This window comes from Paenibacillus endophyticus, assembly GCF_014192395.1.
Classification (GTDB): Bacteria; Bacillota; Bacilli; order Paenibacillales; family Paenibacillaceae; genus Pristimantibacillus; species Pristimantibacillus endophyticus.
The window spans coordinates 432086-447218 of record NZ_JACHXW010000001.1 but is presented as its reverse complement, the minus strand read 5'-3'; the positions used below and the strand labels follow the sequence as shown (position 1 = coordinate 447218).

General features: G+C 47.0%; 9 protein-coding genes and 1 riboswitch. Of the genes, 1 reads left to right on the top strand and 8 read right to left on the bottom strand.

Going from position 1 to position 15133, the window contains the following annotated elements:
* Positions 1-202: 202 nt before the first annotated feature.
* Positions 203-2344 carry a right-handed parallel beta-helix repeat-containing protein gene (locus FHS16_RS01925; RefSeq protein ID WP_183558105.1) on the bottom strand — a complete coding sequence of 714 codons (2142 nt, stop codon included), beginning with the start codon at positions 2342-2344 and terminating at the stop codon, positions 203-205.
* A gap of 221 nt (positions 2345-2565) precedes the next feature.
* Entirely contained in the window at positions 2566-6279 is a 3714-nt protein-coding gene (locus FHS16_RS01920; RefSeq protein WP_183558103.1) for a DUF4430 domain-containing protein, read from the bottom strand.
* Between the two features lie 152 nt (positions 6280-6431).
* Positions 6432-6632, bottom strand: a riboswitch (cobalamin riboswitch).
* A gap of 102 nt (positions 6633-6734) precedes the next feature.
* On the opposite strand from FHS16_RS01920, the gene FHS16_RS01915 reads away from it, so the two are divergent.
* On the top strand, positions 6735-7061 hold the full coding sequence (locus FHS16_RS01915; protein ID WP_183558100.1) for a YnfA family protein: 327 nt from the start codon (positions 6735-6737) through the stop codon (positions 7059-7061).
* Positions 7062-7072: 11 nt separating this feature from the next.
* On the opposite strand, the gene FHS16_RS01910 is transcribed toward FHS16_RS01915, so the two are convergent.
* From FHS16_RS01910 to FHS16_RS01885, 6 genes are all read right to left on the bottom strand, one after another.
* Complete coding sequence (locus FHS16_RS01910) at positions 7073-9058, bottom strand: methyl-accepting chemotaxis protein (protein ID WP_183558097.1); 1986 nt, start codon at positions 9056-9058, stop codon at positions 7073-7075.
* Positions 9059-9588: 530 nt separating this feature from the next.
* On the bottom strand, positions 9589-10284 hold the full coding sequence (locus tag FHS16_RS01905; RefSeq protein WP_183558094.1) for a PepSY domain-containing protein: 696 nt from the start codon (positions 10282-10284) through the stop codon (positions 9589-9591).
* A 122-nt stretch (positions 10285-10406) separates the two neighbouring features.
* Positions 10407-11102, bottom strand: coding sequence for a PepSY domain-containing protein (locus FHS16_RS01900; protein ID WP_183558091.1), 696 nt, complete (start codon positions 11100-11102; stop codon positions 10407-10409).
* A 135-nt stretch (positions 11103-11237) separates the two neighbouring features.
* Entirely contained in the window at positions 11238-12596 is a 1359-nt protein-coding gene (locus tag FHS16_RS01895; protein WP_183558088.1) for a sensor histidine kinase, read from the bottom strand.
* Positions 12593-13291 (bottom strand): response regulator transcription factor, encoded by a 699-nt coding sequence (locus tag FHS16_RS01890; protein WP_183558085.1) that lies wholly within the window; start codon positions 13289-13291, stop codon positions 12593-12595. Before FHS16_RS01890 ends, FHS16_RS01895 begins: the two co-directional genes overlap by 4 nt.
* A 258-nt stretch (positions 13292-13549) precedes the next feature.
* Positions 13550-14914: an ABC transporter substrate-binding protein gene (locus FHS16_RS01885; protein WP_183558082.1), complete on the bottom strand. Its 1365-nt coding sequence runs from the start codon at positions 14912-14914 to the stop codon at positions 13550-13552.
* Between the last annotated feature and the right edge of the window lie 219 nt (positions 14915-15133).

The window sequence follows — 15133 nt, the reverse complement described above, 5'->3', positions numbered from 1 at the left end:
CTTTTCAAGCCCGCTATTGCCTCCTCCCTTGCGATGTAAGCGATACCCTACCAATTATATGGAAATCTATGAAACAAACCATTTAAAAACTAGGGCAAATTGTTTAAAAAATAGACTATTTTTCCATCCGCTCTTTTTCTCTCTATCAAAAAGCACAAAAAAGCCCCGGCGATAAATCGTCGAGGCTTTCATGGGAGCCGTTTTACGGCTTCAAACTATTATTTTTCAGCGTATCATTTTTTTTCTGCAGCAGCCTGGCCGTGTATAGCGTGTTGTTCTCGATCAGGTAAGCTGGGGCGCCTGTTCCCGCATATAATGTGGAAATGCCAATGGCGGCCACGTTCGTTTTTATCGTATTCCCTCTTATGGCTGCTTTGAGAATATCATGCTTCTCCGAGCGCTTCCAATAATCGTTGATACGGATTATTTCCAGCTTATTCGAGGTCAGCTTCTCCGCAACAATCGTATTGTTTTCCAGCAGTACATTTTTGGCAGACTGAATGCTGATAGCCTGCGCGTTGCCTAGCAGCTCGAATTTCGAATTTTTGACCGTCACATCTAACTTCGGATGATCTCCAAGCAGCATCGTATTCAGTGTTTCCGGGGATTGAAAGCTGCAGCCGTCGAATACATATTTGCCTGCTAGGGTGAGATTAATCGAGCCAAACTTCCCGCTGCTGGCTGCGCCTTCAAATACGCATTGGTTATAGGTAGCTGGCGGCAGCGATAATCCATAGTCCGTATTGAAACCGATTACCTTCAGGTTATCGAATACTGATCCCTCGGTTGCTCCACCAGTAACGACGCGCAGCTTGCCTTTTCCGTTTATCGTTACGTTTTTTAGACGAATGGGCTTGCCCCATATGGAGAGCCCCGAATCGCTTTTCCCATTATTATTAATCGTCACGTTTGACACGCTTACCCCAAACGCTTTGCTGGCGCTGATGCTAAACAACGAATCGGTAAACGTCATACCGTCGATGGTAATATTCGGTCCGTTAAACATCGTAGAGGAATCGTTCATTTTGTTGCCGATAAACACTGCGTCATGCGCAACAATAATACGTGATCCATCAAAATGGTTGTCTTTAATCGTCGCCCCCGTGAACGGCTCGGATATAGCGAGACCAATGACTCCTTTGGAAGCAAAATGGTTCCCTTCTACTATCGCATCTTTGCCATCATATAGAATGAGATCGTAGGAGGCATTATCATAGAAATGATTATTTCGAATCGTCACGTTGCTGTTGCGGTTTCCATTCTCTCCAAAGCCCCCTTCTAGGTCAATGCCTGACTGGGGCATCGTGCCTTTAATATGGTGAAGCTTATTGTTCTCTATGAGCACGCGGTCCGCTCCTCCAACAGTAATGCCTTGTCTGCGGTTATAAGCGAACTCTGAATTTTTCACTACGACATCCTTGCTCACAGACCGATTCCAAAACTCCATATAAGCGTTTTTCTTGCTTGCTTGCTCGAAAACGAGGTGGAATTGCGTCGCTCCTGCGGGAATTTGAATCAAATCTCTAATTTTGACCTTTTTTAGTTTCTTAATAAATGTACCATTCGATTTATAAAAAATAATATCGAAATTTTGGGGCAGCTTTATAGCATTGGTGAGCTCAAACGTGGTTTCCGTTTTGAAAATAGCGTTTGCGAAGGTCAGCGGCTTTTTCGTGCGAATTTTCTTCGAATTAGAGACGTTTTTCCCTTTATCGTCAATATCTCCGAATATGAAATGTCCTTCGTACAGGTCTTGGGCAAGCGTATTTTTCCCGCCAATTATGAGTCCGTCTCCCGTGAAATTAATCGCTTTGACGCCGTCTATCGTAACGTTTTCAGCACCTTCGGTTAGAATGCCATACCCGCCTTCATGCGTGCCGGGCGTATAGCTGTGTTCTTTTTTGGAGTAGTCATGCGTCTCTTTATCTCCGGCATACGTGCCGCCTCTCAGCGTCACATGATCAATGCCATAACCCAAATACATAAGCGTATAGCTCTCTTTGGCGTTCGTTTCCTTCTGCAGCACCGCATCCATTGGAAGCTCAAAGACCATATGACTGACCATATTGATTTGACTGGCTTTATCGATCAAATAAGTTCCTGGCGGTAGGGACGTTGTGGTTTTTCCGTTCTGGGCTGCCCATTGCAGCGCTTTATTAATCCCTTTCGTCGTTTCTACCGGATGAGTGCCGTCATTGTGAATGCCAAACTTGGAAAGCTCAATTAAATAATAGGCTTGCGACTCGGGCGCGGCCTTCTCTGCGTTTGCCGTGTTCGTTCCGGCAGGCAGCAGCGACAGCGGAATGCTAAGCAGCAAGGTCAGCAATATTTTGACTATGTACAAATCTAACCACCTCGTTTCAGTTAAAAAAGTTCATTCCCGGAAAATGGATCACTATTCCAATCTATTAAATATACCATTATCGATATTCTTAATAAAGAACATTTTTGACGCAATCGTTCGTTGGGCTGAAAATAGTTCTAATTTCCCAGGTAATAAAGCGTTCTTTTTAATCGCAGAAAAAAAGCTGCCCCTCAGCTAAAATAGCTGGAGACAGCTTTCCTTTATTTCAATTCATGCAGTCTAATGATCGTTACTGCTGCCATTTCTCTTGTAACTAGCGCTTGAGGATTGAACATGCCTTGGTCGCCAGTCATTAATCCTTTTTGATAGGCTACGTTAACAAATGGAATTGCCCAAGCTGATACAGCATCTTTATCTTTAATCGCTGCTTGCGGTGCATGATCGTCAACCAAGTCTTTAAGTCGAACAAGAACGGCAGCCATCTCTTGTCTAGTAATCGGAGCATTAGGAGAAAATGTCGTACCGGTCACACCTGACATCAAGCCCTTTTCTTTCGCCGCCGCTACATAGCCATAATACCAATTCTGTTTCGTAACATCCTTGAAGCCGGAATCCGCCTGTACCTGTTCAGCACCCGAATATTTCACAACAAGAGCTGCGAATTCAGCTCGAGTCAACTGCCGTTTAGGCTCGAATTTCGGATTAACTGTGCTTGTACCATTCATGAAACCGAGCTCAGTCGCTTTCGTTACAGCTTCTAATGCCCATGCAGAAATTTCCGTTTGATCAGAATATTCCGTTGGTGTCTGTCCAGGCTGTTGTCCGCCATTCTCCTCTGAGGCATTAGGTGCTCCAAGGTCCTCACCTAAATTTGTTGTGTATTGCCAACGCAACACGTCACCATTCTTTAATGTGTATACGCCTGCGCTGACTTTCGGAAACACTCCGTTTACGGAGTACATCCATCCGCTACCGGCGCCTTTATCGAATTGCGCAAGGCCTCCGATTGCTTGCACATAAATCGTCGCACCAGTACCCGAATAATTCAAAGACAGGCCTTTTTGGTCTAATGCTTTCTGGAGAGCCGCAAACGCTGTGTCGCCTTCTGCAATTGTGAATGCATACGGCGTAACGAAATCGGCTTCATTTATTGAACGTTTCTCTACCGACAGCGTTATGCTTTGCGCAATCGGGAGACCGCCTCCGCCACCAGTCGATAGAGCTGAGGTTGTATAGGCAAGGAACTCAGTAAAATGTTTTGTTTGAATGATTAGATCGCCATTTTGGCTATATGCGTAAACATCATCGGTTTGCACCGTTGAATCGGCATATTTTTTTATTGGCGTAAATACTCCCGCATGGTCAACGAAACCCGCCTCTTTGCTGCCTTGTCCCTTGATCGTCAAAGTCACGTGCTGGCTGAATTGGATATCTCCATTACCGCCTATTTGCAGGCGAGCATCTACGGAATCGATTTTCTTGTTGCTTGAAGCCAGCACCGTATTTAATTTCGCATTTAAACCGCTGTCTTCCATGTTCAACGCTTTTGGAAGCAATAGCTCTTTATTCCATATCGATGTGACAGCTGTATGTGCTGGAATTTCAAGCCGTGTATTCCCTCGTTCGGCTATGATTTTCGGCAAAGCAGCTGATTCGAATGTTAGTTTCACATTGTTTGTCAACATTCCTGTACCTGAATCCGTAACAAGCACTGCGTTTTCATTCTCATTTATCGCAATGGTTTGATCATCATTGCTGCTAATGACGCGGGGAACAATAACAGATATTGATTCACTGTCATTCCCTCCTACTAACGCAGCACCCAATGCTTTTATGGTAACAGCTCCACCTTTAGCCGTACCGCCCAAAGCAATGGTAACTTTGTTGCCGTCTTTAACAAGTGAGCTTACTTGCAGCTCCGTACTGCCAATGTTAATGTCCCAATTGGCGATATCATCAGCTGCTGCTGTAAATTCATCCCCTACTAGTGTCACTTCAACGGATGGGTTTGTTGCCCCGTTTACGATTTGAGCAGCCGTCGAAATGGCTGGCCATCTGCTGTAGTAAAAGCGCACAACATCATCGTTTTTCAGCTCATATGCTGATGCACCGACGCTTGGAGCCACGCCATTGACTTCATACATCCAGCCGTCCCAACCGCCAAACGTGCCTGCTGCTTCCCCATTTATTGAAGAAACATAAGCACCGAAACTGCTGTCCACGATTTTATAGTTGATTTTTGGAGCAGCTTGATCAAGTGCTTGCTTTAACAAATCCAATGCTGTTGCTGGTTCTTCTGTATTTTTGATCGTAACCATCTGTTGATTGAATATTGAACCAGAAATACCATCAACTTGCAGCTTAGCTGCTATCGGTACTCGAATCGATACGATATTGCTGTCTTGCTTTCCTTCCAATGCCATTTTCAAAGCTTGAATCTTGAACGATTTTCCAGATGCTTGCCCAGAGAGATGAATTGTTGCTTGCTGAGCATCGACTTTTTCAATCGACTGTACCGTTAACCCTGAGTCCTCTGCTACAAATGACCAGTTTCCTGCCTCATTCGCTTGTTCTGAAAATTCATCACCAACGAGAGTAATATCGACTTGAGGATCAGTTTGTCCAGCTTCTATCGTTGCCGATGTGGAGATGGCGGGATAACGGCTGTAATAGAATCTGACCTTATCGTTTGGTTGAAGCTGGTAAGCACTCGCTCCAACATTGGGAGCAACGCCATTAACCTCATACATCCAGCCGTCCCAGCCGCTGAACGTTCCGGCTTCTTCACCTGCAATGCCTTTTACATAGGCTCCAAAGCTGCTGTCCACGATGTTGTATTCTACTGGAGGCACTGCTTGATCAAGGGCATTTTTCAGCGCATCAAGCGCAGTCGCTGGTTTCTTGATTTGTGGTACGGTTGTTGCTTGATCAGCATAAATGACATCTGAGATGCCATCAACCTCAAGGTTTACTGTAATAGGCTGTTTCGTTTCAGCGAAACGGTACCATATACTTTTCTGGTATTTGATGTCATTTAATGCAATGAGCGCTTGATTGGTAGCCATTGGATTAGCATCAGTACCCGATTCCATCCATTTAAAAGAACCGTTCTGCAGTTGAAACGCAGAATAGGAATCAAGTACGCTTTTCCCATCAACCATCCATTCATTGGAGAGAAGGTCTTCGCCAACCGCCATTAAACCCGAAACAACTGCCGACATGCTGTTTGAATTATCTCCGTACATAACACGTTCATTGTTTAACTGTTTCGTCTTCAAGAATGACTTTATTCTTGCAATGGATTGCTGAACGGCGCTGTCATTCTGATAATTCCCGAGTGCAAGCAGCCCCATACCTGTCATGTCTGGATCTGAGGTGGAGCCAAAAAATGCAAAGCCGCCATCAGCAAGCTGTTGATCAAGCAAGAAATCGATCGCTTTCTGCTTAGCATTTGCATTCCAATCGCCAACATCGCTTCCTAGCTTTTCGCCTGTTTCAAGGGCATGCATGGCCCACATATGTTTATTAGGTGTGCCAAAGGCGCCCGTACTAGTGTTTTGCTGCGCAGCCAGCTCCGCATAGAGATTACGATCACTCCCCCATGCATGTGCCGGATCTTCACCCATAGCAAGCAGCGAATAAATATAACGAATATGACCAGTATCCGATTCATTCGGATCCAGCTTAGATGCACCAGTTGGTTCTGTAGTTTTCCAGCTGGGAAGCTTCCAGACCCCATCATTCAAATTTTGACCTGCACCCCAAAGAGCTACGATATCCATCCAGGAATCTAATACTTCATCTTTAGCTTTAGCTTTGTAATAATCCACTGTTCTAGCAATCATCTCGTTCAGAGATGCGTTGGCATTATGATCAGCCGCCTTGCTTACTTGCGGTGACCATACGCTGAAAATTAAAACAAAACTTAAAATGACAGGCAAGCTTTTTCTCATAAACTTTTTTAATGTTAGCACTGTTTTCTCTCCTTTTCAGTTCCGTTTTTTGACAACAAAAAAACATCTTTCGCTTCTGGAAGGATGTTTGGGTGGTTATGCGTATAAGTAAGCATAGGTCTAGACCTATCGCCGAAGCACAAATAAACATCTCCCTCCCATCCTCGTGAGAATTATAGAGCACTATTATGGCAGGTCTCCTGGCTTCGCTTCATTGCTGTACGATCTCCTTCCCGTCCAAACCAGACAGTGGATAAATGAATCGTCAGCTCTGCGTTACAGTGGCGGGACCGCGTCGGATTTTAACCGAACTTCCCTATTAAGTTGCCTATGAAACTTCTGTTCACGGCAGCACCATACTAGCTATTCTATGAAATTATATGTTGTTGACTTGTGAATTGTATCAAAAAATTGATGATTAGACAAAGGTTCTGTTAAAATTTATTCATACTTTTATTAAAAAGGAGAATACCCTCTTGCTCATCACCATCGTTCTCTTCATCCTCGCCGGTCTTGCCGAAATCGGCGGCGGTTATATGGTTTGGCTGTGGCTCCGCGAATCAAGGCCGCTTTGGTTTGGCGTTGTCGGGAGCCTCGTTCTTATCGCATACGGCATCATCCCCACCATGCAGAGCTTCCCTTCCTTCGGACGGGTGTATGCTGCCTACGGCGGTGTTTTTATTATACTGGCTGTTTTTTGGGGATGGCTCGTTGATAAAAAAACGCCGGATGCTTACGATTGGCTGGGAGCAGCAATCTGTATCATCGGCGTTTCCATTATGCTTTGGGCTCCTAGGAGCTAAGCCCCTTTTATTCATTCCAACTTAAATCGACCAATCGACTCCCTAAGCTCCGCAGCAAGCTCGCTAACCGATTGTGCCAGTTGCTCGGTCTCGATGGCAAGTTCGTGCTGGCGGTTCGTACCCTCAGCCGATTGCGCAGCATGGGAAGAGGTGTCCCTGGCTACCATCGCCATCGTTTCAACCGATGCACTCACTTGCTCGCTGCCTGCCGCCATTTCCTCCGTAGATGCGGATACATCCTGCACCTGCGAGGATACGTGGCGAGATTCCTGCCAGATGAGATCAAAGGACTGCTTCAATTCATGAATGATGGTCATCCCTTGCTCCATTTCCTGTTCGCCGTTCCGTACAGCCGTTACCGCTTCGGAAGTAGAAGTGAGCACATGGTTGATCGTATCTGCGATATGGCGCGCATTGTCGGATGCCTGCTCGGCCAGTTTTCTAATTTCACCTGCCACGACGGCAAATCCGCTACCATACTCTCCGGCATGCGCTGCTTCAATTGCAGCGTTCAGAGCAAGCAGATTCGTTTGGCTTGCTATTGCCGCAATCGTTCCAGCCATTTCTTGTATCTGCGCGGATTGTTCATTAAGCTGGCCGATCACTTGCGCTACCGATGAAGTTGCTTCGCCAAGTCTCTCCATCTGGGCAACCGCTTGCTCCGACTTTTCATTGCCTACCTCGGCCGCATGAAGCATATCGCCTGCTGCCTTTGACATAATCGAGGAAGAAGCGGCGATTCTACCGACGCTTGCCGCCATTTCTTCCATAGAATGCGCGACCTCGGCAGCCCCATCTGCTTGATTCTCTGCCCCAGCTGCCATTTCATCAACGGAAGAGGCTAGCTGGAAGGACAGCTCTTTGCTCTGATGGGAGCCTTCGCTAAGCGTTATGGAAAAGTCAGATACGGAAGCCGCATTGCTTCTAATTGTCCGCATTAAGCTTTGCATATGCTCGATAAACCGATTGATTTCAAGGCCTAGTATTGCAATTTCATCTGTGCCCTTGTTCACGATGCGATAGGTCAAATCTGCTTCGCTGGAATTTAGATTCACGGCTGCCCTAACGATTTCCCTAAGCTTTCTGCCTAACATGATTTGCGAGAGGAAAAACAATATAACAAGAACAACCGCTACCAATGATCCAAGTTGCAGCAGCACTTTCATTCTTTCTTCAGCAATCCGTGCTTCGGCCTTCTCTTTGGACAATGCAACTCGAACGGCTCCCCAATGCTCGCCGTCAATAATAAGCGGATAGGACACGTCCCATGTTTCAACGGTCTTCCCATCGATGATCCGATCATACTTCTGCAAATACACGTCATCCGTATTTACATTCATGACCGCATTGTAACCTGTTTCATCATTAAATATGCGGTTCGCTCGATAGTTTTGGCTGAGGAACCCTTTGTCGCCCCAAGCGTCGGCAGATTGTTCCCCTTCCGGACTATAAATGCCGTTATGCGTAGCTATATAGCCAGCCCAGTTTGGATTATCCGAGTATGCGGCAGCCATGGCGTAAACTACGTTCTCCTCGTTCAAAAAGCTATCGATAATGCCTTGCCAGCGATCATCGGTATATTTATCATATGCGCTGTCATATTTCAGCTCATATTCGTGCAAAGGTATCGATTCACCGTTATGTAGGGTTATTTTTTTTGTTGCATAATCGGCGTCCTGAGCCCGCGTCTCAGCCGCCGCTATGCTTTGCGCATTAACGGTCAGCTCGTCATGAAAAAGATCATTCCGCAGCTGGTCCCCAGCCCATTTCGTTCCGTCTTGCAATACAACTCCCGTGTTCAAGTCCAGTTCCGTCAAATGCTCAAGCGTATGGGCGAGTGACAAGGAAAGATCACGCCCTTTATCCAAGAGTCTTTTCTCTACATCCGTTCGGATAGACTGCCATTCAAAAACCATAATAACGCTAACAATTAAGATTAAAGCAGCAGCCATTACCAACATGAATTTATTTGTTAACGAGCTTATCCCGACCTTCATATGCAGCAACCCCCATTGCAGTTTTATCAATAGTAAACCAGAATAAGTATTCAGCGTGTGATTTAAATCACATTAGTGAAGATTTCATTCTTTTTGTAAAATAAAGTGTCAATTCCGTTCAATATTTTTACAATAATCCATTCGCTCTTAAAGAATTAATGAATTATTTTATTGCAATGCGCCAAAAAACACCCTAGCCATTAAGGATTCGGCTTCGCGTGTTGAATGGTCTGCTCCTTCATAGCTAGCGGTATGGCGCGCAGACCACGAAGCACTAAAAGGCTGTACTTGTTTAGACGTACTTGTTTAGACGTACTTGTTTAGACGTACTTGTTTAGACGTACTTGTTTAGACGTGCTTGTTTAGCTGTATTTGGTTACCTTCAGTCGGGCCATACCATTGGTTTATTGCATTAAACAGCGAAATACCCTCTGGGACCGCGAAACTAAGGTCCCAGAGGGTATTTTAAATGAGATTAACAGCAATGTGATGGAATGATTCCAATCAAACATTCCTTAAATTCTTCGTTATTAGTCACGGTCATCATCATCGTAATCATCATCATCTTGGCCGTCGTGGCCGTCGTGGCCATCGTGATCGTCGTTGTCGTCGTCGTAGTTGTCATCGTCATCATTGCGGTCATCCTCATAATCAATATCGAGCACTTTCCCGTTTGCAGCAGCAATGTCTACTTCAGCTCTGCCTGCAGCTGTTTTCAGCTTGACCTCGTACTTTTTAATGCCGTCGTCCCAGTCCGTTTCCACTCGGATGATGTCACCTTTCACCTTCTGCTGAGCCAGCTTGCCTGCCTGCTCTTTCGTAATCGACTTTGTACTTGCGCTTGTTGCGCCAGTCGAGTTCGAGGCTGCCGCTTCGCCTGCAGCTGCGACGGCGGCATCGTTAGCTACCGGAGCAGGGGCCACATGTGCTGTATAATTATCGTCATCATTTTTAATGCTCAGCACCTTGCCTGATACGGCCTCCACATGGACATCAACCTCCTGGAAGGTATCTTTGCGATCGATATCCACCTCATAGTATACCGAGTTACGCTTATGCTCCAGTTCAATATCTGTTACGCTACCAGGCGCTGCTAATAGGGCAATTTGCTTCGCTTTATCCTTGCTGATATACGAGCTAGCCGCCTCTGCGGCTACGACTGCACTCGTTCCTCCAAGTGCCACTACAAGTCCTAATCCGATAATCCAGCCTTTTTTATTCTTCATCTTCAACATCTCCTTTAAGATTCTCTTGTTTGTGATCTGCAGGTGCCTTTGCTGCTATATCTATAACTTACACCTGAAATCTAAGAGAACCATTACAGAAACATTAGAATTTGATGATAAACCTAATCATCGTCGCTTTCATCGTCCCATGTGACGGATACGATCGCGCCAGATGCCGCATTCAGCTGAACGTCCGCCTCACGACCATCATTCGTTTCAATTTCAACAAAAAAGTACCATTTACCGCCCTCATTTTCCATATCGATATCCTTAACCTTGCCGGGGATTTTCTTGAGCGCCAGCTCGGATGCCCGCTGTTCGGAAATAAGTATAGTTGGGTTAGTTGTCGGCTTGACCGTCGCTGCGGGTACGGCAGGCTTAGGCGTTGATTCCGGCATCTTCGTCTCTGCGGGTGATGCCGCTGGTTTATCAGTCGGTAATTCCGTGGGGTTCTGGGACGGTTCATCGCTAACCACCCCGCTGTCCGTTGGCACAGGCGATACCGTCCCTGGTGACGCAACAGGATCGCTAGAGCCGAACCGCTCCAGACTTCGAATGTCTGTGATCCCCGCAGGCTCAACCGTCAGCTCATATAAACCCTTCATCGATCGGAGCTGTAGGACATACCCCTCGCCATGCTCCTTGCTGCCAACGATTTCTCCCTCATATTGCCCGAGCACCTCTTCTTCCGCCGCAGCCAGCGTCATTCCATGGGAACGGTCAGCTCGTGACAGGGTGATATATGTCGCCCATGCAAGGATAACGCCTATTGCTATTACTGCTGCAACTACGCTTATTCGCCATTTACGATTGTGCATGGTGTCCCTCCACTTGTTCTTATCCGTCTAGCTTTCTAGTATAAATGACGATTCTTACAATTTGCTGAGAACAATCGGCTGAACTTGCCGATCTGTATGCTTGCGTCATTTAGAAGACAGCGCCATCGACATCCTTCATGGAATCCGAATCGTCGCCGTCGTTCCTTTGCCTTGGATACTTTCCAGAACGAGCTTTACCCCTATCGCATCTGCCAGCTCTTTCCCAAGCGATAGACCGAGCCCCGTACCGCCTATTGGCTCCTGATCTCTGCTGCGGGATTTATCCACGCGATAGAAACGTTCGAATACTTTCGAGAGCTCCTCTGCCGGAATGCCGATGCCGAGATCCTTCACGCGTAGATAACTATCCTTGTCTGCACGCCCCAGTTCGATCTCGATCCTGTCATTGCTGTATTTGCGCGCATTGTCCAACAAGATAAAGAGCACCTGCTTCAGCTTGTCTTGATCGGTCATAACCGTCACACTATCTTCCCCCTGCAAGACCACATGGATCTCACGCCCGTACGCACTTCGGAAAAATGCGACAGCCTGCTCGGCGAATGGCAGCAAATCAAGCGGTTCCCGTTCAATCTTCCACTCGCTGCGCGGCATGGCAAGCAGCAGCTGTTCCGTCAAGCCTTTCATCCGCACGGCCTCCGAATGAATCGCCTCAATAGATTCCTCTAGCAGCTCCGGCCGATCGCGCAATCTTCGCTTAAGCAGACTGGCATAGCTTTCGATAATAGTTAACGGCGTCTTAAGCTCATGTGAAGCATTCGATACGAATTGCTCCTGTCTCATGAAGCTCTCCGCAAGCAAACCGATCATATCATTGAAGGTTTCACCCATCTCCACCAATTCATCACGTGACTTGCCCTCCTGCTTCAACCTCATAAATTGACCGCTGCGGGTAATTTGGCGCATCGTCCGCGTCATAGCCGAGATCGGGCGCATGACAATCCTGCCGAGCAACCCGCTGGAAATAAGCACGGGTACAAGCACCGCCGCCGATACGCTGACTAGAACAAGACGCAATATTTGAAGCAGCTCCATGAGCTCCTCAAGGCTCTCTGTCGCCTGTACATTGGCCACGTCTCCGTTTGCGCCAATGATCGGAATAGACACAAAGCTATAGCTTTTACCTTCTATTTTCAATCGCTTCTGCGTTTGCTCCGCAGAATAAACCGCTTTCTCATTGCTCAGATCTGTCTCCGAGGCAGAGGTTACAAGTATGCCGCTGCCATTCTCGGCCTCAGGCACCCATTGAAGCATGCCTTCCAGCGGCACATAAGCGCGGAGCAGCTCTGTCGTTGCAGCAGGCTGGTCTGCCAGACGCAATGCGGCGGCAGCCTGCTTCGTTTCCGCAGCTAGCTTATCCAGCTCGCGCTCCAGCATCATTTTCGAGAAAACCGTATATACCGTCGCATTGGCAATGAGCAGCAATACCGTAAACAACACCGACGAGTAGAGATGAATCTTGCTGCCCAGCTTCATGTCGCATCCTTAATGCAATAACCGATGCCGCGAACCGTATGGATGAGCTCGGCACCAAAGCCCTCGTCCACCTTTTTCCGCACATATCGAATGTAGACATCCACGACATTGGTATTGCCCGCATAATCGTAGCCCCATACTTCAGCAAGCAGCTGGTCGCGGCTGAGCACCAGTTTTTTGTTGCGCAGCAAATAGGTGAGCAGGTCGAACTCGCGCTGCGTCAACGCGATCGCTTGACCGGCTCGCTCTACTTCGCGTGTACGTTCATTAAGCCTCAAATCGGATGCGGTCAACCACTCGCCAACATGCTGCTCGTCGCTGGCGCGAGCCGATCCTTTGCGGAATGAGGCCCGAATGCGAGCGAGCAATTCCTCCATCTCGAACGGTTTCGTCATATAATCATTAGCTCCAAGATCGAGACCGGTAACTTTGTCCGATACGGTGCTATTCGCTGTCAGCATAATAATTGGTGTATCGCTGTCTACGGCTCGTATGCGCTGCAGCAAATCCAGCCCGCTAATTCCCGGAAGCATCACATCTAATATAATAAGTGCAATTCCCCCTGCTTTATACTCGCCCCAGCCGTCTACGCCATCAGATGCCAGCCGCACCTCATAGCCCTCGCTTTCGAGCTCAATCTGGAGCAGACGAGCGATTCGACGCTCGTCCTCTACGACCAATATCGCCTCATTCAATGATTGTTCCCTCCCGGTATGCGACTTCCTTCAACTAAGCATAACGAAAAGAACATCGTACGTCTAATCGGCAGGAACGATCATGCGGATGATTAGTTCTTAACAAAAAAACACCCTAAGCGATAAAAGCTCCCGCTTAAGGTGTTTGGGTAACTGCTTTGACTACTATGACTAGAAGTCAAGTATTTCGTTCTGTGACTGCTATCATTAGGAGCCCTAGATGCTTTGATGGTAGCTTTGAATAGAGGACCCGCTCTGTTATTTCAAAGACTCGCGAACCTCAAGCGTCCGTTTATTCCATTTCTCCGTTTCCGGAATAAGGCGGTTAATATCGGCTCCATCAAAAATAATTTCGTTCAAAATATTGTTCCAGTTGTATTCGGACCAAGCCGGGACAGTAACACCAGGCTGAATCTTCGCGTTTTCTTTGGCGATTTTTACTGCCTCTTTGTTTTTACCTTCCCACATTGGCGTCTCATCGTAATAAGCTGTCAATTCCGGATCAATGACTGAAGCATTCGCGCCTTGGTCGATTTTCCACTTCTGCGCTTCCTTCGAGAACTGGAAGCTGATCCATAAGAAAGCTTCTTCCTTATGCTTCGAACCGCTTAGCAAGGAAAGCGGTCCGTAGATGCTGTATCCAGGCTGGCTTACTTTTCCTCTTGGGAAAGGCAGTACATCCCACTCGAATTTAGCGTCCTTCTTAAGGCCAGGCAGCACCCAGTCTCCGCCGATTGCGAAGCCAGTCTTGCCGTTGATGAATTCTCTTGTCACATCGCCTGTTTCAGCAGCTTTCGCATTGCTTTGCATGGAGCCGTCCTTCCAAACGAAGTCCGACAGCCATCTTACATCGTTCATAACGTCAGGCGTGTTCAGCAAGCTTTGCGTCAAATCCTCATTCATATAATGGATGTTAGCCGCATGGCCATCCGCAATCGCTTTCGTGCTCAGCACGCGCATTTGGAACTCAGGCTGCGTGGTCAAGCCGTACTCTCCCGCTTCGGGATCCGTAATTTTTTTGGCAACCTCACGGAAGTCGTCATACGTCCAATCGTTAGCAGGCATTTCCACGCCATGCTTGGCGAGAAGGTCTTTGTTGACTAGAATCCACATTGGTACGTCTACAAAAGGAACGGCAAGCCTCTTCTCCTTGTACGTCATCGTATCGAAGAAGCCTTCAGGAAGCTGAACGTCTTGGAACGTCGGATCCTTGTCAATATAAGGCGTTAGATCCTCGACAAGACCCGCTTGGTCGAAGGTAATCAAGTCGCTGTCGATCCACGTTAAATCGGCAGGCGTTCCCGCTGCTTCGAGCGAAGCGATAATTTCCATAATCGGCTGGCTGTTAACCGGCACCTGCTCGATCGTAATCCAAGGGTATTTTTCGTTGAACTTTTTGTAAAGCTCCGTGTAGGAATCCGACCAGGAAATCAACTTCAATGTAACCGGCTCTTTGTTCTCTTCCGGCGCTGGCTGGTTATCCGTCGTTGCCGGCGGATCGGTCGCTTCGGCTGCATTGCTTGGAGCGTTGGTGCCCCCATTATTGCCTGAGCATGCTGTAAGAATAACCGAAAACATAAGTACGATACACAACATCCAAGTAAAGCCGCGTTTGTTTTTCATTCTTTTAACCTCCCAAAAGTTTTGTGTTACAAATACTCATCACATGAGTATTTAAAGCAAAACTCACCTCGTAAGCATGAACCTCGTTTTGTGTTACAAATACTCATCACATGAGTATTTAAAGCAAAACTCACCTCGTAAGCATGAACCTCGTTTTGTGTTACAAATACTCATTACATGAGTATTTAAAGCAAAACTCGCCTCGTAAGCATAAACCTT

Bases quoted from the DNA above. Each gene is read 5' to 3' on its own strand.
- FHS16_RS01900 (WP_183558091.1), bottom strand. From the start codon at position 11,102: ATGCACAATCGTAAATGGCGAATAAGCGTAGTTGCAGCAGTAATAGCA.
- FHS16_RS01895 (WP_183558088.1), bottom strand. From the start codon at position 12,596: ATGAAGCTGGGCAGCAAGATTCATCTCTACTCGTCGGTGTTGTTTACG.
- FHS16_RS01885 (WP_183558082.1), bottom strand. From the start codon at position 14,914: ATGAAAAACAAACGCGGCTTTACTTGGATGTTGTGTATCGTACTTATG.
- FHS16_RS01905 (WP_183558094.1), bottom strand. From the start codon at position 10,284: ATGAAGAATAAAAAAGGCTGGATTATCGGATTAGGACTTGTAGTGGCA.
- FHS16_RS01910 (WP_183558097.1), bottom strand. From the start codon at position 9,058: ATGAAGGTCGGGATAAGCTCGTTAACAAATAAATTCATGTTGGTAATG.